Annotated in this window: 17 protein-coding genes; 13 read left to right on the top strand and 4 right to left on the bottom strand. The window is 52.7% G+C overall.

Translation table 11 applies throughout. The features are described from left to right. Positions 1-2: 2 nt before the first annotated feature. The 4 genes from mreD to csrD form a co-directional block, all read right to left on the bottom strand. Complete coding sequence (gene mreD / locus C813_RS25295; RefSeq protein WP_017457290.1) at positions 3-491, bottom strand: rod shape-determining protein MreD; 489 nt, start codon at positions 489-491, stop codon at positions 3-5. Continuing rightward, positions 491-1,489 (bottom strand): rod shape-determining protein MreC, encoded by a 999-nt coding sequence (gene mreC, locus C813_RS25290; RefSeq protein ID WP_017457289.1) that lies wholly within the window; start codon positions 1,487-1,489, stop codon positions 491-493. The genes mreD and mreC overlap by 1 nt, the downstream gene beginning before the upstream one ends. Before the next feature lie 64 nt (positions 1,490-1,553). After that, positions 1,554-2,597 (bottom strand): rod shape-determining protein MreB, encoded by a 1,044-nt coding sequence (gene mreB / locus C813_RS25285; RefSeq protein ID WP_006818047.1) that lies wholly within the window; start codon positions 2,595-2,597, stop codon positions 1,554-1,556. A 305-nt stretch (positions 2,598-2,902) separates the two neighbouring features. After that, positions 2,903-4,840: an RNase E specificity factor CsrD gene (gene csrD, locus C813_RS25280; protein ID WP_017457288.1), complete on the bottom strand. Its 1,938-nt coding sequence runs from the start codon at positions 4,838-4,840 to the stop codon at positions 2,903-2,905. Positions 4,841-5,129: 289 nt separating this feature from the next. Here csrD and msrP point away from each other — a divergent pair, with 289 nt between their 5' ends. The 13 genes from msrP (at position 5,130) to C813_RS25215 (ending at position 16,731) form a co-directional block, all read left to right on the top strand. Continuing rightward, a complete protein-coding gene (msrP, locus tag C813_RS25275) occupies positions 5,130-6,131 on the top strand; it encodes a protein-methionine-sulfoxide reductase catalytic subunit MsrP (protein ID WP_025263820.1) in 1,002 nt (333 codons plus the stop codon). Beyond that, a complete protein-coding gene (msrQ, locus tag C813_RS25270; RefSeq protein WP_017457286.1) occupies positions 6,132-6,731 on the top strand; it encodes a protein-methionine-sulfoxide reductase heme-binding subunit MsrQ in 600 nt (199 codons plus the stop codon). It abuts the gene before it with no gap. Between the two features lie 235 nt (positions 6,732-6,966). Beyond that, a complete protein-coding gene (gene aroQ / locus C813_RS25265) occupies positions 6,967-7,419 on the top strand; it encodes a type II 3-dehydroquinate dehydratase (RefSeq protein WP_017457285.1) in 453 nt (150 codons plus the stop codon). Positions 7,420-7,440: 21 nt separating this feature from the next. Next, positions 7,441-7,911 carry an acetyl-CoA carboxylase biotin carboxyl carrier protein gene (gene accB, locus C813_RS25260; RefSeq protein ID WP_017457284.1) on the top strand — a complete coding sequence of 157 codons (471 nt, stop codon included), beginning with the start codon at positions 7,441-7,443 and terminating at the stop codon, positions 7,909-7,911. Positions 7,912-7,922: 11 nt separating this feature from the next. Beyond that, the gene (accC, locus tag C813_RS25255) at positions 7,923-9,272 is read left to right on the top strand and encodes an acetyl-CoA carboxylase biotin carboxylase subunit (RefSeq protein WP_017457283.1); all 1,350 of its coding nucleotides are present in this window, start codon (positions 7,923-7,925) and stop codon (positions 9,270-9,272) included. Positions 9,273-9,380: 108 nt separating this feature from the next. Further along, on the top strand, positions 9,381-9,623 hold the full coding sequence (locus C813_RS25250) for a YhdT family protein (RefSeq protein ID WP_017457282.1): 243 nt from the start codon (positions 9,381-9,383) through the stop codon (positions 9,621-9,623). Further along, positions 9,613-11,064 carry a sodium/pantothenate symporter gene (gene panF / locus C813_RS25245; RefSeq protein ID WP_017457281.1) on the top strand — a complete coding sequence of 484 codons (1,452 nt, stop codon included), beginning with the start codon at positions 9,613-9,615 and terminating at the stop codon, positions 11,062-11,064. The genes C813_RS25250 and panF overlap by 11 nt, the downstream gene beginning before the upstream one ends. A gap of 11 nt (positions 11,065-11,075) precedes the next feature. Next, positions 11,076-11,957, top strand: a complete 882-nt coding sequence (gene prmA, locus C813_RS25240) for a 50S ribosomal protein L11 methyltransferase (RefSeq protein WP_017457280.1) — start codon at positions 11,076-11,078, stop codon at positions 11,955-11,957. Positions 11,958-12,325: 368 nt separating this feature from the next. Beyond that, positions 12,326-13,291: a tRNA dihydrouridine synthase DusB gene (gene dusB, locus C813_RS25235; protein ID WP_017457279.1), complete on the top strand. Its 966-nt coding sequence runs from the start codon at positions 12,326-12,328 to the stop codon at positions 13,289-13,291. Between the two features lie 25 nt (positions 13,292-13,316). Beyond that, positions 13,317-13,613, top strand: a complete 297-nt coding sequence (gene fis, locus C813_RS25230; RefSeq protein ID WP_000462905.1) for a DNA-binding transcriptional regulator Fis — start codon at positions 13,317-13,319, stop codon at positions 13,611-13,613. A 162-nt stretch (positions 13,614-13,775) separates the two neighbouring features. Then, complete coding sequence (locus C813_RS25225; protein ID WP_017457278.1) at positions 13,776-13,937, top strand: DUF2556 family protein; 162 nt, start codon at positions 13,776-13,778, stop codon at positions 13,935-13,937. Between the two features lie 165 nt (positions 13,938-14,102). Continuing rightward, positions 14,103-16,196, top strand: a complete 2,094-nt coding sequence (locus C813_RS25220; protein WP_017457277.1) for a putative bifunctional diguanylate cyclase/phosphodiesterase — start codon at positions 14,103-14,105, stop codon at positions 16,194-16,196. Positions 16,197-16,509: 313 nt separating this feature from the next. Continuing rightward, complete coding sequence (locus C813_RS25215; protein ID WP_017457276.1) at positions 16,510-16,731, top strand: lipoprotein; 222 nt, start codon at positions 16,510-16,512, stop codon at positions 16,729-16,731. Positions 16,732-17,099: the final 368 nt, after the last annotated feature.

Here is a 17,099-nt window from a genome sequence, read left to right as displayed (position 1 = left end):
CCTTATTGCACCGCAAACTGCTGGCGGATCTTACGCATTAACAGGAAAAGCCACGGCCAGAGCACGCCATTGACCAGGCTGCTCCAGAAAATTTCTGGTTTAAACGAAACGTTAATCACCAGAAACTCCGCCCAGAAGACAATCACTTCTGTCGCCAGCGACAACAGCATCACCACCAGCGCCTGTTGCCAGAGCGCCAGATTACGGAACAACTGAAATTTCAGTGCGACCAGATAGGCGACGATACTTAACGACAGCGCGCGTACACCGAGGGTGGATCCGCTAATCAGATCCAGTATGGCACCCATCGCGAAACCCGTGCCAACATTTACGCGGTGCGGCAGCGCGAGGATCCAGTAAAGCAAAATGAGCAACACCCAGTTTGGCCGGTAGACGATGATCTCATCCGGCCAGGGCATGATTTGAAGCAACAGTGCAATTAAAAACGAGAGCCAGATAACCCAGCGCCCCTGGCTACGATAACTTGCCACTATTGCCCTCCCGGAGAGACTTGCGGCGGCGGCTGCGTAATGCCAGTCGCCGGAGCGGGCATTGGCGCAGGCGGCCCCATCGCATCAGGAGAAGGAAGTACCTGCGGCATCATCTGCAGCAGACGTTCGTTCGCCACACGATGCACATCTTCCGGTGTTCTTGGGTTAGTCCCGTTACGATCCGCGCCCCACAGCAACAACAGGTAACGCAAACGTTGCAGGCCTGCGGTTGGACGCGCCTGAATCACGGTGTAGGCACGCTGCGTATCCAGCTTAACCGACGAAACCACCGCAACCGGGTACCCTTCCGGAAAACGCCCGCCCAGACCTGACGTCACCAGCACATCGCCAACGCGAATATCCGTATTCGCCGGTAAATGTTCGAGTTGCAGATCGTCTGTGCAGCCGTTACCGGCAGCAATCACGCGGATATCGTTACGCAGCACCTGAATCGGCAGCGCATGAGTGGCATCGCAAATCAACAGGACGCGGCTGGTGAGCTTCGCTACCGCGACAACCTGGCCGACAACGCCTTTATCGCTGATCACCGGCTGGCCTTCATAGACGCCGTTCGCGCTGCCTTTGTCGATAACCACCTGATCGCTGTAAGGATCGTTAACCGTCGAGATAACCTGGGTAACCATTTTCTGCTCATCCTGACGCAGCGGTGAACCCAGCAGTTCACGCAGGCGCGCGTTCTCCTGCTTGTACTGCCCTAACATCAGCAGTTCACTGTTTTTTAGCAGCAGTTCCTGACGCAATGCCCGGTTTTCAAGCTCAAGCTGGTCGCGCGACGCCAACGTCTGGGAAACGTTATCTAATAATTCGCGGGGACCATTGGAAATAAAATAGAAAGGACTGACGGCAGTATCCATGTACGTTCTGATTTGACTGAACGTACCGAGGCGGCTGTCGGCAATAATGACTCCGAGCGCCACCACAACCGCCAGAAAAAGGCGAATCTGCAGTGACGGGCCACGGCTAAAAATTGGCTTCATAGGCTTTGCGTATTCTCAGGCCAGACAGATGCGAAGCGACAATACGCTTCGCATCTGACGCGGACTATTCTTCGCTGAACAAGTCGCCGCCGTGCATGTCGATCATTTCCAGCGCCTTGCCGCCGCCGCGCGCTACGCAAGTCAGTGGATCTTCTGCAACTACAACTGGAATACCCGTTTCTTCCATCAACAGGCGGTCAAGGTTACGCAGCAACGCGCCACCACCGGTCAATACCATACCGCGCTCGGAGATATCAGAAGCCAGTTCCGGCGGGCACTGTTCCAGCGCAACCATAACTGCGCTCACGATACCTGTCAGTGGTTCCTGCAGCGCTTCCAGAATTTCGTTGGAATTCAGCGTGAAACCACGCGGAACACCTTCAGCCAGGTTACGGCCACGCACTTCGATTTCACGCACTTCATCGCCCGGGTACGCAGAGCCAATTTCGTGCTTGATACGTTCTGCAGTCGCTTCACCAATCAGGGAGCCGTAGTTACGGCGCACGTAATTAATGATAGCTTCATCGAAGCGGTCACCGCCGATACGAACAGAAGAGGAGTAAACCACGCCATTCAGGGAGATAACGGCAACTTCAGTGGTACCGCCACCGATATCCACCACCATTGAACCAGTCGCTTCAGAAACCGGTAAGCCAGCGCCGATTGCGGCCGCCATCGGTTCTTCAATCAGGAATACTTCACGAGCACCAGCGCCCTGCGCGGATTCACGAATAGCGCGGCGTTCAACCTGGGTGGCGCCAACCGGCACACAAACCAGAACACGCGGACTCGGACGCATAAAGCTGTTGCTGTGCACTTGTTTGATAAAGTGCTGAAGCATTTTTTCGGTCACGAAGAAGTCGGCGATGACGCCGTCTTTCATCGGGCGGATGGCAGCGATATTGCCCGGCGTACGACCAAGCATCTGTTTCGCTTCATGACCGACGGCGGCCACACTTTTCGGTGAACCGGCACGATCCTGGCGAATGGCCACCACGGAAGGCTCATTCAGTACGATGCCTTGTCCTTTTACATAAATCAGGGTATTCGCGGTACCCAGGTCAATGGACAGGTCATTGGAAAACATGCCACGAAATTTTTTCAACATACTAAGGGATAATCCTGAAAGCTGGGGCGGAAACAAAATCCGCTTACTTTACCAACCACACGTAGCAGCGACAAGGCATAAGAATCATCTGCTACGGTGAAAATTAGTGCAGTTTGTTTCCTTTGTTGCAAAACGACATGAATCTGCCTGGAAGTAAAAAAAGCCCATCTTCCAGCCTGTTGCGTTTGCAGTTTTTCATAAGGACAAACCGGCTTTGTTCACTGCGATAATCCGGCGGGCAGGCACGCACACCCCCAAACATGGCAGCGCGCGTTATTCTACGTGAAAACGACTTAAACAGCAGTTCAAACCGAGTATCTTTGCGAATATTTTTTCACATTGGTATCGAGCGGTTGGGAAGCCGCGATGAAATCGCCCTGCCCACCCGCAACACCCCGTTCCACCAGCGTCTGCCATTCGCCACGAGAGCGAACGCCAGTCGCGAAAACTCGCGTTCGCGTGCCTTTGCACGCTTCCACGAGGCTCTGCACCAGAAGCTGGTTTTCGGTGCGCTTTTCAATGTTCCTGACCAGCCCCGGATGCAGCTTTAATAACTCAACATCCAACGCTTTAATCCAACTGGTGCTCACCAACGTCAGACCCGCCTGATTGACCACTACGCGGGCACCTAATGCATTGATTAAACGCACCACCGACTGTAACCGGCTGATATGTTGACAAACATCCGCCTCAGCAAGTTCAAAAATAATCCGTTTACGTTGAGATTTTTCGCACTGCATTAATATATCGCGTAGCCAGCGCTGAAAACGGGGGCGGATCAATGATTCCACTGTTATTTGCATGGCGAGGTTTTCTTCCGGCCAAAAACCCATAAACGGAATCAGACGCGTCACCTGCAGGCGGTCATACTCTTCAGCCAGGCCAAACTGCTGCACCATGGGCATATATTCTTCGGCAATCACTTCTTGTTCACCGTCGAATATGCGGCACATCAGTTCGCGGTGGTGAACCTGGCCGTCACGGTTAATCGCTGGTTTCTGATAAACGCGCGGCCCGCCGCGGCTCAGCATCTGCTCAATCAGCGTTCGCCAGCGCACATTTCCGCGCCCTTGCTCCGGCAATGTGTCGTCGTAGACTGACCAACTGTTTCCGCCCTGCAACACCGCGTTGCGCGCTGCGGCTTCGGCATGCTCCATGACTTGCACACCGGCTTGCCCGCTACGCCAGGCACAAATACCAATGTGCATAATGTCTTCGCGGGTCAGCGTTTTATTCGGGGGTAACCCGTCCACCGCTTTCAGGATCTGCCCGGCGATGCTCTCCGCTTCCTTTAATGTGCGATGCGGCAGCAGCACGGCGAAGTCGCTGCGATGGTAGCGAGCCAGTAACGCGCCGGGATAACGCATAATAAAGGTAGAAAGCAGGTTAATGAGCGTAAAGAGATACTCTTCGGTGGTGGTTCCGCCGCTATCCCGCAGCAGATCAAAGTCCGGCAAACGGATCATCATCACTACGCCGTGCGAGCCCACTTTTTCCTGATCTTCCAGCAGCGTGGCGAGCTGATTATCAAAAAACAGGCGGTTATTCAGGCCCGTTCGCTTGTCCTGCGCGGCGTAGGAGCGAATAAGCGTATCCATGCGGCTACGTTGATCGCTGGCAAACTGAATATCGGTCAGCAACACATCCAGCGCACTACTGGTGCGGGATGGCCACTCATAGATGCTGCCGCGAACCTGTGGCCCACGCTCGCCGTTGAGGATCCGCGTCGCGCGTGTCTCCAGCAATTCCTGCCCGGAAAGCTGGCGTCGTAACCAGCGAACGGAAAGAAAGAGGATCACTATCATAAAACCGATCGCCACCGTCAGCGGCGCGGTAGTTAACAGCGAACGAAAGTAATTCGCCATGGGATCCTGGTAAACCAGCGTGAAGGTGAAACCGGGATTTTTCAGGGAGGGAATATGCAGTTCCCGATATTGATAGTTGCTGCCCGCCGGGCGATAACTTCCGTTATGCGCATAACTGAGCACTGTGCGCCGGCCTTGCTTAATCTGAATCTCGATAATGTCTACCGGCACCATCAATTCATTGAGCTGCGGCAACAGCCGGGAAACCGGCGTTGAGACCAGGCGCGTATCAATAATTGCCGCCACCGCTTCCACACGATTGGCAACCTTGTTTTGAATAGCGTTATAGAAGCTCAGTGAACACCCAATCAGGGTGACAAAAAACGCCAACCCTGTCAGTAGCGTCACAAAAGCTGAAAATTTCGTCGTTAATCGCATCCTTGTGTTAACTCCGCTTGTATAAAGAACGAAACGATACCGCTCAGGGTTACGTCATTGAAGTAAGTACTAACTTTGATGTCTACCCGCGTCCCGGGATAGCGTGCAGGCGGCGGGGAAAACTGGCACTGCGTTTCATCCCTGCGAGTATAGCCCTCAGAAATTTTTTGCCAACAATCAATAAGCCTGAAAAATGTCTTAACCTGACTATTTACAATGTTTGGTAACACACTCGTGCTCGCGCTCACGCTGCGCTTACACCATGCTTGACGAGAGACTAACGGAGGATGTGATGAAGAAAAAACTAACCGAAGCCGATGTCACTGCGGAATCCGTTTTTATGTTACAGCGCCGCCAGGTGCTGAAAATGCTGGGAATTAGCGCCTCGGCACTGACCCTGGCACCCGGCGCGCGGGCCGATCTGTTGGACTGGTTTAAAGGCCATGACCGGCCAAAAGCGCCGTCAGGAAAACCGCTCGATTTTACGCAACCTGCGCAGTGGAAAGCCTCTCTCCCGCTGACGCCGGAAGAGAAAGTCACCGGCTATAACAATTTCTATGAATTTGGCCTCGATAAAGCCGATCCTGCCGCCAACGCCGGGGGAATGAAAACCGATCCCTGGACATTAACGATTGATGGTGAAGTGGCGAAACCGTTGACGCTCGATCACGCAGCGCTGACCTCGCGTTTCCCGCTGGAAGAGCGAATCTACCGGATGCGCTGCGTTGAGGCCTGGTCGATGGTGGTGCCGTGGATCGGCTTCCCGCTGCATAAACTGCTGGCGTTAGTTGAACCCACCAGCAACGCCAAATATGTCGCGTTCCAGACTCTGTACGCACCGGATCAGATGCCTGGGCAAAAAGACCGATTTATCGGCGGCGGCCTCAAATACCCGTATGTTGAAGCGCTACGTATAGATGAAGCGATGCATCCACTTACGCTGCTTACTGTCGGTGTATATGGCAAAGCGCTGCCGCCGCAAAACGGCGCGCCAATCCGCCTGACTGTACCGTGGAAATATGGCTTTAAAGGCATCAAATCGATAGTCAGTATCAAGCTCACCAGTAAACGACCACCGACGACCTGGAACCTTGCCGCACCCGATGAATATGGTTTCTATGCCAATGTGAACCCGCATGTTGATCACCCACGCTGGTCACAAGCGACGGAACGTTTTATTGGATCCGGTGGCGCGCTGGATGTAAAACGTCAGCCAACGCTGCTATTTAATGGCTACGCTGAAGAAGTGGCTTCGCTTTATCACGGGTTAGATCTGCGGGAGAATTTCTGAGTGCGTTTAACGGCAAAACAGGTGACGTGGTTAAAAGTCGCATTGCATCTGGCGGGTCTGCTGCCTTTACTTTGGCTTTTCTGGGCGGCGAACCAGGGCTATTTCAGCGCCGATCCGGCAAAAGACATCCAGCATTTTACGGGCAGAATGGCGCTAAAATTCCTGCTCGCCAGTTTGCTGATCGCACCACTCGCACGCTACGCGAAACAACCGCTATTGATCAGAACCCGGCGTTTGCTGGGGCTGTGGTGCTTTGCCTGGGCGACGCTGCATCTGACCAGCTATACCTTGCTGGAATTGGGTATCAATAATCTTTCATTATTAGGGCAAGAGCTGGTAACGCGCCCTTACTTAACGCTGGGCGCCGTAAGTTGGCTGATTTTGCTGGCATTAGCGTTGACCTCAACGCAATGGGCGCAGCGTAAGCTGGGCAAACGCTGGCAACAATTACACAATTTCGTCTATCTGGTAGCGATCCTCGCGCCGATTCACTACCTTTGGTCAGTGAAAATCTTGTCACCGCAGCCGATCCTGTACGCTGCTGCCGCGATTGGGCTGTTAGCGTGGCGTTATAAAAAGTTTCGCCAATGGTGGCGTTAATACGCTCATTGTGTGCAGTTCTCCGCAGATCTACTATCATTCACCGCCAGATTCCGGGCGGTGGTTGATAATCTTCCCTGATAAGACCAGTATTTTGCTGCCAAATGCTACGAAATCGTTATAATGTGCGACTTTGGTTTTCCTGACAGGGGTTTTTAGCCTCTGAAAAGGTGACAATCGCGAATCGAAGGTATATTTTGTTTTTTACCCGAGAATCGCAGGAGATAGCGGCACAATGGCTGGCAAGTTCCACATATTAGTTTTGAACGGACCGAACCTGAACATGCTTGGCACCCGTGAGCCGGATAAGTACGGCACGCTTACGCTTAGCGAGATTGTTAACGGTTTGAACACCGAAGCGGCAGCGCTTGATGTGGAACTGGCGCATTTTCAGTCAAACGCGGAGTACGCAATCATCGACCGTATTCATCAGGCAAAAGACATTATGGACTTTATCCTGATCAATCCGGCCGCGTTTACGCACACCAGTGTTGCTATCCGCGACGCACTGCTGGCGGTCGGCATCCCGTTTATCGAGATCCACCTGACCAACGTGCATGCGCGGGAGCCATTCCGCCACCACTCGTATCTGTCAGATATCGCCGAGGGCGTTATTTGCGGGCTGGGCGCGGAAGGTTATTCATACGCTTTACAGACGGCGGTAAAACGCCTGTCACAATCACACTAAACAAGAGTACGGAACCCACTCATGGATATTCGTAAGATTAAGAAACTGATCGAGCTGGTTGAAGAATCAGGCATCTCCGAACTGGAAATTTCTGAAGGCGAAGAGTCTGTGCGCATCAGCCGCAGCGCGCCGAATGCTGGCTTCCCGGTTATGCAGCAGGCTTATGCTGCGCCGATGATGCAACAGCAGCCAGCCCTGTCTAACGCTGTCGCACCTACCGCAGCGCCGGAAGCCCCTGCAGCCGCAGCGGAAATCAGTGGTCACATCGTACGTTCCCCGATGGTCGGAACCTTCTATCGCACCCCGAGCCCGGACGCGAAAGCGTTTATCGAAATCGGCCAGAAAGTCAACGTGGGCGATACCCTGTGCATCGTTGAAGCCATGAAAATGATGAACCAGATCGAAGCCGATAAATCAGGCGTGGTGAAAGCCATTCTGGTGGAAAGTGGCCAACCGGTTGAATTTGACGAGCCGCTGGTCGTCATCGAGTAAACGAGGCGCACATGCTGGATAAAATTGTTATCGCTAACCGCGGCGAGATTGCACTGCGTATTCTTCGTGCCTGTAAAGAACTGGGCATCAAGACTGTCGCCGTGCACTCGACTGCGGATCGCGATTTAAAACACGTACTGCTGGCTGACGAGACCGTATGTATCGGTCCTGCACCATCAGTAAAAAGCTATCTGAATATCCCGGCAATTATCTCCGCCGCCGAAATCACCGGCGCTGTGGCGATTCACCCGGGTTATGGCTTCCTCTCTGAGAATGCCAACTTTGCTGAGCAGGTTGAGCGTTCTGGCTTTATCTTCATCGGCCCGAAAGCTGACACCATCCGCCTGATGGGCGACAAAGTGTCGGCAATCACCGCCATGAAGAAAGCTGGCGTTCCGACCGTGCCGGGTTCAGACGGCCCGCTGGGCGACGATATGGATGCAAACCGCGCCCATGCTAAGCGCATCGGTTACCCGGTTATCATCAAAGCCTCCGGCGGCGGCGGCGGTCGCGGTATGCGCGTGGTGCGCAAAGACGCCGACCTGGCGCAGTCCATCAGCATGACGCGTGCGGAAGCGAAAGCCGCTTTCAACAACGACATGGTGTACATGGAAAAATACCTGGAAAACCCTCGCCACGTCGAGATCCAGGTGCTGGCCGATGGTCAGGGCAACGCTATCTATCTGGCAGAGCGCGACTGCTCCATGCAGCGCCGCCACCAGAAAGTGGTCGAAGAAGCACCGGCACCGGGCATCACGCCGGAACTGCGTCGCTATATCGGTGAGCGTTGTGCGAAAGCTTGTGTCGATATCGGCTATCGCGGAGCGGGTACGTTTGAGTTCCTGTTCGAAAACGGCGAGTTCTACTTCATCGAGATGAACACCCGTATTCAGGTTGAACATCCGGTTACCGAAATGATTACCGGCGTAGACCTGATCAAAGAACAGCTGCGTATCGCAGCCGGCCAGCCGCTGTCCATTAAGCAAGAAGAAGTTGTGGTGAAAGGCCATGCGGTGGAATGCCGTATTAACGCCGAAGATCCAAACACCTTCCTGCCTAGCCCGGGCAAAATCACCCGCTTCCATGCCCCTGGTGGGTTTGGTGTGCGCTGGGAATCGCATATTTACGCCGGTTACACTGTACCGCCGTATTACGATTCAATGATTGGCAAGCTTATCTGCTACGGCGAGAGCCGCGATGTGGCGATTGCGCGCATGAAGAATGCGTTGCAGGAGCTGATTATCGACGGGATCAAAACCAACGTTGATTTGCAGATGCGTATTATGAGCGACGAGAACTTCCAGCATGGTGGCACCAACATCCACTATCTGGAGAAAAAACTCGGTTTGCAGGAAAAATAATCTGCAATCAGCGCAAAAGGCCGGATCTTCCGGCCTTTTTTGTTTTTCTCTCCCCTCAACTTGCCCATAGGGTACAATCCCCGCTTTCTTCATTTACAAGGGACAAAAATGGACAACCGTTTTGTTCAGGCTCACAAAGAAGCCCGCTGGGCGCTGTGGCTGACCCTTCTTTATCTTGCCGCCTGGTTAGTGTGCGCTTACCTACCGGGTACAGAGCAGGGCTTCACCGGGCTGCCGCGTTGGTTTGAACTGGCCTGCCTGCTTACGCCGCTGGTATTTGTTTTACTTTGCTGGGCGATGGTGCGCTTTATCTTCCGCGATATCTCTCTGGAGGATAACGATGCAAACTGAAATTATCGCCGTGCTGATAATCTACCTGATTGTTGTCTTCGGCCTCTCTTTCTATGCGATGCGCCAGCGTAGCAGCGGTACTTTCCTGAGCGAATACTTCCTCGGTAACCGTTCCATGGGCGGATTTGTGCTGGCGATGACGCTGACCGCAACCTATGTCAGCGCCAGTTCGTTTATTGGCGGGCCGGGCGCCGCATACAAATTTGGCCTTGGCTGGGTGCTGCTGGCGATGATCCAGGTTCCCACCATTTGGCTGTCGCTGGGCATTCTCGGCAAGAAATTCGCAATTCTGGCGCGTCGCTACAATGCAATTACGCTCAACGACATGCTGATGGCGCGCTACCAGAGCCGCGCAGTCGTGTGGATTGCCAGCGTCAGCCTGCTGGTGGCCTTTGTCGGTGCGATTGCCGTGCAGTTTATCGGCGGCGCGCGTCTGCTGGAAACGGCGGCTGGCATCAAATACGAATCGGGCCTGCTTATCTTCGGCATTACCATTGCGTTGTATACGGCGTTTGGCGGTTTTCGCGCCAGCGTCCTGAACGACACCATGCAAGGCATGGTGATGCTGATCGGTACGCTGGTGTTGCTGGTCGGCGTGATCCATGCAGCGGGTGGTTTATCTAACGCCGTTGATACCTTGCAGCATATCGATCCGAAACTGGTGAGCCCGCAGGGCGCACACGACATCCTTTCCCCGGCGTTTATGACCTCCTTTTGGGTACTGGTCTGTTTTGGCGTTATCGGTCTGCCGCATACTGCTGTGCGCTGTATTTCGTATAAAGACAGCAAGTCGGTGCACCGTGGGATCATTATCGGCACCATCGTCATCGCGTTGTTGATGCTGGGAATGCACCTGGCAGGTGCGCTGGGCCGCGCTGTGCTACCGAATCTGTCGGTGCCGGATCAGGTCATTCCCACGCTAATGGTCGAAGTGTTACCACCGTGGGCCGCAGGGTTGTTCCTTGCCGCACCGATGGCCGCGATCATGTCCAACGTCAACGCGCATCTGTTGCAGGCTTCCGCGACAATCATCAAAGATCTGTGGTTAAGCGCGCAGCCGACTAAAATTCGTCATGAGCCACGCTTAAAACGCATTTCCACCATTACAACGCTGGTGCTCGGCATTTTGATGATGCTGGCCGCATGGCGTCCGCCAGAGATGATCATCTGGCTGAACCTGTTAGCGTTTGGTGGACTTGAAGCGGTATTCCTGTGGCCGCTGGTGCTGGGTCTTTACTGGGATCGCGCTAATTCCACCGGCGCGCTCAGCGCCATGATTGTTGGCGGTGCGCTGTATGCCGTGCTCGCCACCTTTAATATTCAGTACCTGGGCTTCCATCCGATTGTGCCCTCGCTGCTGTTAAGTTTGCTGGCCTTCATTGTCGGGAACCGTTTCGGTCAACCCGCGCCGCAGGCCCCGACTATTTCTGTTAATGAATAAAGAGTTATGCCATGCCTTGGATCCAACTGAAACTAAACACCACCGGCGCGAATGCAGAAGATTTGAGCGATGCTCTGATGGAAGCGGGCGCGGTGTCCATTACCTTCCAGGACACGCACGACACGCCCGTATTTGAACCGCTGCCGGGTGAAACCCGTCTGTGGGGCGATACTGACGTTATCGGCCTGTTTGACGCGGAAACCGAGATGGCGGACGTTGTCGCCCAACTCGCTTTTCACCCGCTGCTCGGCGAAGGTTTCGCCCACAAAATTGAGCAACTGGAAGATAAGGACTGGGAGCGCGAATGGATGGATAACTTCCACCCGATGCGCTTTGGCGAACGCCTGTGGATCTGCCCGAGCTGGCGCGACGTGCCGGATGCGAATGCGGTGAATGTGATGCTCGATCCGGGTCTGGCATTCGGCACCGGCACACACCCAACCACCTCTTTGTGTCTGCAATGGCTCGATGGACTGGATCTTGTCGGCAAAACGGTGATCGATTTTGGCTGCGGCTCCGGGATCCTTGCGATCGCCGCCCTGAAACTGGGTGCGGCGAAAGCAATCGGTATTGATATTGATCCGCAAGCTATTCAGGCCAGCCGCGACAACGCCGAGCGCAACGGTGTTTCTGAGCGTCTCGAATTGTACTTGCCGAAAGACCAGCCAGACGCGATGAAAGCCGATGTGGTGGTCGCCAATATCCTGGCTGGCCCTCTGCGTGAACTGGCACCGTTAATCAGCGTATTGCCCGTTGAGGGCGGTTTGCTGGGGCTCTCTGGTATCCTTGCCAGCCAGGCTGACAGCGTATGCGAAGCCTATACAGAACTCTTTACTCTTGACCCGGTGGTCGAGAAAGATGAGTGGTGCCGTATTACGGGACAGAAAAGGTAAAACTGGACGCGGTCTGTGAGCCACGTTTCGCGGAGCCAGCACGCTGAACTGTCGAAAAAGCAGCCAAAATGCCGATGAGAAAATTGCGAGCAGCTTCGCAAAAATCGTCATTTTTGTCTGAAAAAACAGCAGTTCAGCCGCTTATCACCCGTGAAAAAACGATAACTTGTGCGAATTTATGCGTTATGTGAAATTTTTATCTTTTGCATAACCATATGAAAAACATGATTTAATACGTTTATTGCTCCGGTGGACTGGCTATTCCTTGATCTACAACAGAGGATTGCTCAAAGTTTGGCCTTTCATCTCGTGCAAAAAATGCGTAATATACGCCGCCTTGCAGTCACAGTATGGTCATTTCTTAACTCATGCGCATCGGACACCACCAGCTCAGAAATCGCCTGATCGCAGCGCCAATGGCTGGCATTACTGACAGACCATTTAGGACGTTGTGCTACGAGATGGGAGCCGGTTTAACCGTATCCGAGATGATGTCTTCTAACCCACAAGTGTGGGAAAGCGACAAGTCCCGACTGCGGATGGTGCACATTGATGAACCCGGTATTCGCACCGTGCAAATTGCCGGCAGCGACCCGGATGAAATGGCGGAAGCCGCACGTATTAACGTGGAAAGCGGCGCCCAGATTATTGATATCAATATGGGTTGCCCGGCTAAAAAAGTGAATCGCAAGCTTGCAGGTTCCGCCCTGCTGCAATACCCGGATCTGGTGCAGTCGATCCTGACCTCGGTAGTTAATGCAGTGGATGTTCCTGTCACTCTGAAGATTCGCACGGGTTGGGCTCCAGAACACCGTAACTGCGTAGAAATTGCCCAACTGGCTGAAGAGTGTGGTATTCAGGCTCTGACCATTCATGGACGCACCCGCGCCTGTTTGTTCAATGGAGACGCTGAGTACGACAGTATTCGGGCAGTTAAGCAGAAAGTTTCCATTCCGGTTATCGCGAATGGCGACATTACTGACCCGCTTAAAGCCAGAGCTGTGCTCGACTATACAGGGGCGGATGCCCTGATGATAGGCCGCGCAGCTCAGGGAAGACCCTGGATCTTCCGGGAAATCCAGCATTATCTGGACACTGGGGAGCTGCTGGCCCCGCTGCCTTTGGCAGAGGTTAAGCGCTTGCTTTGCGCGCATGTTCGGGAACTGCATGACTTTTACGGTCAGGCAAAAGGTTACCGAATCGCACGCAAACACGTCTCCTGGTATCTCCAGGAGCACGCTCCGAATGACCAGTTTCGGCGCACATTCAACGCCATTGAGAATGCCAGCGAACAGCTGGAGGCGTTGGAGGCATACTTCGAAAATTTTGCGTAAACAGAAATAAAGAGCTGACAGAACTATGTTCGAACAACGCGTAAATTCTGACGTACTGACCGTTTCTACCGTTAACTCTCAGGATCAGGTAACCCAAAAACCGCTCCGTGACTCGGTAAAACAGGCACTGAAGAACTATTTTGCTCAACTGAATGGTCAGGATGTTAATGACCTGTATGAGCTGGTACTGGCTGAAGTAGAACAGCCACTGTTGGACATGGTGATGCAATACACCCGTGGTAATCAGACCCGCGCGGCGCTGATGATGGGCATCAACCGCGGTACGCTGCGTAAAAAACTGAAAAAATACGGCATGAACTGATTTTTAATCAGTGGGTTGTATTGATAAAAAGGCGCTAACCGGCATGGGAAAGCGCCTTTTTTATTGTCTGAAATAGCGCTAAAAACCTCGCTTTCCCTGTCATTCCGGGGTTGCGGATTCGTGTATATTTCAACAAATGGTTGCAAGAAAGGGAGATACGGAATGTTTCGCAAGTATTGGTGGCTGGTGGCTTTCGCCCTGTCGATCCTCATGCTGGATAGCTTAATCATGTACTGGATTGAGTATATGACCACCGAGATCGATAAGTGCCGCAATATGAACTCCGTAAATCCGCTCAAACTGGTTAACTGCAATAATCTGTAAGTGATTGCTTGTAGCGAAAATTCGCGAAAATGCAGCCATCACCCTGATTAATGCAGGGATTTAAATCATTTTGAGCCATCCCCATACGATGCTAATGTCTCAGCCCTTTTCGCCAGTCCGATCGTAGTAATGCGTAACGCCCTTAGTGAATGAGTTGATGACACCATGCTGGATAGCCAATACGACTATATCCTTGTTGTTGTTTCTTTTATCGTAGCCATTTTAGTCTCTTATACCGCCCTGAATATGGCCGGCCGAGTTTCCACCAGCAGCAAGGGATCGTCATGGGTCTGGCTCAGCGGCGGCGGCGTAGCGATGGGGATAGGCATCTGGGCAATGCACTTTATCGGTATGCTGGCGATGAACATGTCTATGAACATGCGCTACGAACCGTTTCTCACTGCCCTCTCAATGGTTATCGCGATTGGATCTTCGTTATTTGCGCTGTGGCTGGTGAGCGCCCCGCATCTGCATCTGCGTCGCCTGATCCCGGGTGCAATTGTCATGGGCCTGGGTATCGCAGCGATGCACTATACCGGCATGGCCGCACTTCAGGTCTCCCCGGCTATCATCTGGAATCTGAATTGGGTCGCCTTATCGTTAGCGATCGCGCTGGTCGCCTCTTTCGCCGCGCTGTGGCTCACCTTCCATTTACGTCATGAAGCGGCCCAGGTTGCACTGATGCGTTTTGGCGCGGCAATTTTAATGGGTATCGCCATTGCTGGTATGCATTACACCGGCATGATGGCGGCTCAAATTCCTCATCAGCACGTTATGGGCCATAACGGTTTTAACAATAACTGGTTAGCCGTATTGGTCGGCATGATGGCCTTCTCGGTGTTGGGTATTACGCTACTGGTGTCGATGTTCGATGCGCGTTTGCAAGCACGAACTTCGTTGTTAGCGACCTCACTGGCGGCCGCGAACCGCGAACTGGCGCGGCTGGCGTTGCACGATACCTTAACGCGTCTGCCTAACCGTGTGTTGCTGGAAGACCGCCTTGAGCAGGCTATCAATAAAGCCAAACGCGAAGGCTCTTTCTTCGCACTAATGTTTATGGATCTCGACGGTTTCAAAACCGTCAACGACGCCTGGGGCCACGATGTCGGCGATAAATTGCTGGTCGCGGTGACCGATCGCCTGACGCAAAAATTAAAAGGGCAATACACGCTGGCACGCATTGGTGGTGACGAATTTGTTCTGCTGGCTGAAGTCAGCGCGCCAGATGAAGCAGCAACGCTTGCCAGTTCGTTGGTACGCGTGATTGATAAACCTTTCACTATCGATCCCTATGATGTGATGGTGACGTTGAGCGTCGGTATCGCGCTTTATCCACACGATGGCAAAAACGAGCGGGAACTGATGTTCAACGCCGATGCGGCGATGTATCACACCAAACATATGGGCCGTAACGGTTACCACTTCTTTCAGCCGTCGATGAACACGCTGGCACAAACACAGTTGCAGTTACTCAATGATCTGTGGATGGCACTGGAGCGGCAGGAGTTCCGGCTGGTTTACCAGCCCAAATTTAAAGCCCCTGCAGGGCCGGTGATCGGCTTTGAGGCGCTGTTGCGCTGGCATCACCCTTACCAGGGCGTACTCACTCCGGATGTTTTTTTGCCGCTGGCGGAGAAAACCGGTCTGATTGTGCCGCTCGGTAACTGGGTAGTGGATGAAGCCTGCCGTCAGCTTGGTGAATGGCGCAAAATGGGGCACCTGGACTGGTCAGTGGCGGTGAACCTTTCCACCCTGCAGTTTGAGCAGAGCACTCTGGTGGAAACGATTATGGCGGCGCTAAAAAAGCATGGTGTGCCGCCGCAAAAGTTAATCCTGGAAGTGACCGAAACCACGGCAATGAGCAATCCGGATGAGAGCGTGCGCGTGTTGACGGAACTGACAGATGCGGGCGTTCAAGCCTCAATCGATGATTTTGGTACAGGCTACTCCAGCTTGCTGTATCTGAAACGTCTTCCGGCCTGCGAATTAAAAATCGACCGCGCATTTGTTCGCGAGTTAAGCCGGGAAGGTGAAGATGCCACCATCGTCTCCGCCATCGTAGCGTTAGCCAGGACGCTGAATTTAAAAGTTGTAGCGGAAGGTGTGGAAACAGAAGAACAACAAAAATTTCTTACCGAGCTGGGCTGTAATACGCTGCAAGGGTATTTATTAGGTAAACCGGTGAGCGCGGAATCTATTACTTCTTACGGAAATAAACTTCTCCCGCCCGGACCCTCTCCTGAAGATGGATTGAGTTAAATAAAGCGCCAGCAGGCGCTTTTGTTTTACCAAAGCCGCAAACTAGATTATTCTTATAAAAATAATGTTATGCACCATCTCTATTTAATCAAGTGCTTACGCATTGCAACAGAATTTTTTATTTCACCCTTCATCTTTTCTGCACTATTTAACCCGCAACGCGGTTTTCTCTTCATGATTTTTACAAAGAACATAATTTGAGATTATTGCACCGGATAATTCGCGCAGGCGAATGGTAAAATAATCCTTATCGATTCTGGACAGATATCGTAATTATTGATATCGGGGATCGTGATTATTTCGAGGTAATATTATGAAAAAATTCATTTCCGTGGCATTACTGGCGACATTCCTGGCAGGCTGTGCCCACGATTCTCCTTGTGTACCGGTGTATGATGATCAAGGTCGTCTGGTACATACCAATACCTGTATGAAAGGCACAACTCAGGATAACTGGGAAACAGCCGGCGCCATTGCTGGCGGCGCAGCGGCGATTGCCGGTCTGACGCTCGGTATCGTAGCGCTGACGAAATAGTGCTAAAAAGCCAAATAGTTATAAAAAGCGCGGTTCGCCGCGCTTTTGCTTTATTAAGGTGCAGTTAATTTTGCATAAGTAAATTTCCAGCCCCATAAGCAGGCAGAAATAAAAAAACAAACTCAAACTAACTTTCATCTCAGCCAATTGATTTTCACACTTTCCTCTTTTTCTCTATTTTTGCGTGACCCATTTCACAAAGCGATGCCAATCAAGACATTGCTTATATTCACGCAGGAAACTTATCTGTTATTCACCTCTAAACGGCACTGCCTTTTTGCTCTGTTTTGTGGCGCAGGTTGTATTTTTGCACCACAACGGGGCAATGATTTTATTTTTTCCTGTCTACACTCTCAATATTGCGCCTG

This window comes from Kosakonia sacchari SP1, from assembly GCF_000300455.3.
Lineage (GTDB): Bacteria > Pseudomonadota > Gammaproteobacteria > Enterobacterales > Enterobacteriaceae > Kosakonia > Kosakonia sacchari.
The sequence above is the reverse complement of the archived record's forward strand: the minus strand, read 5'-3'. Positions and strand labels throughout refer to the sequence as shown.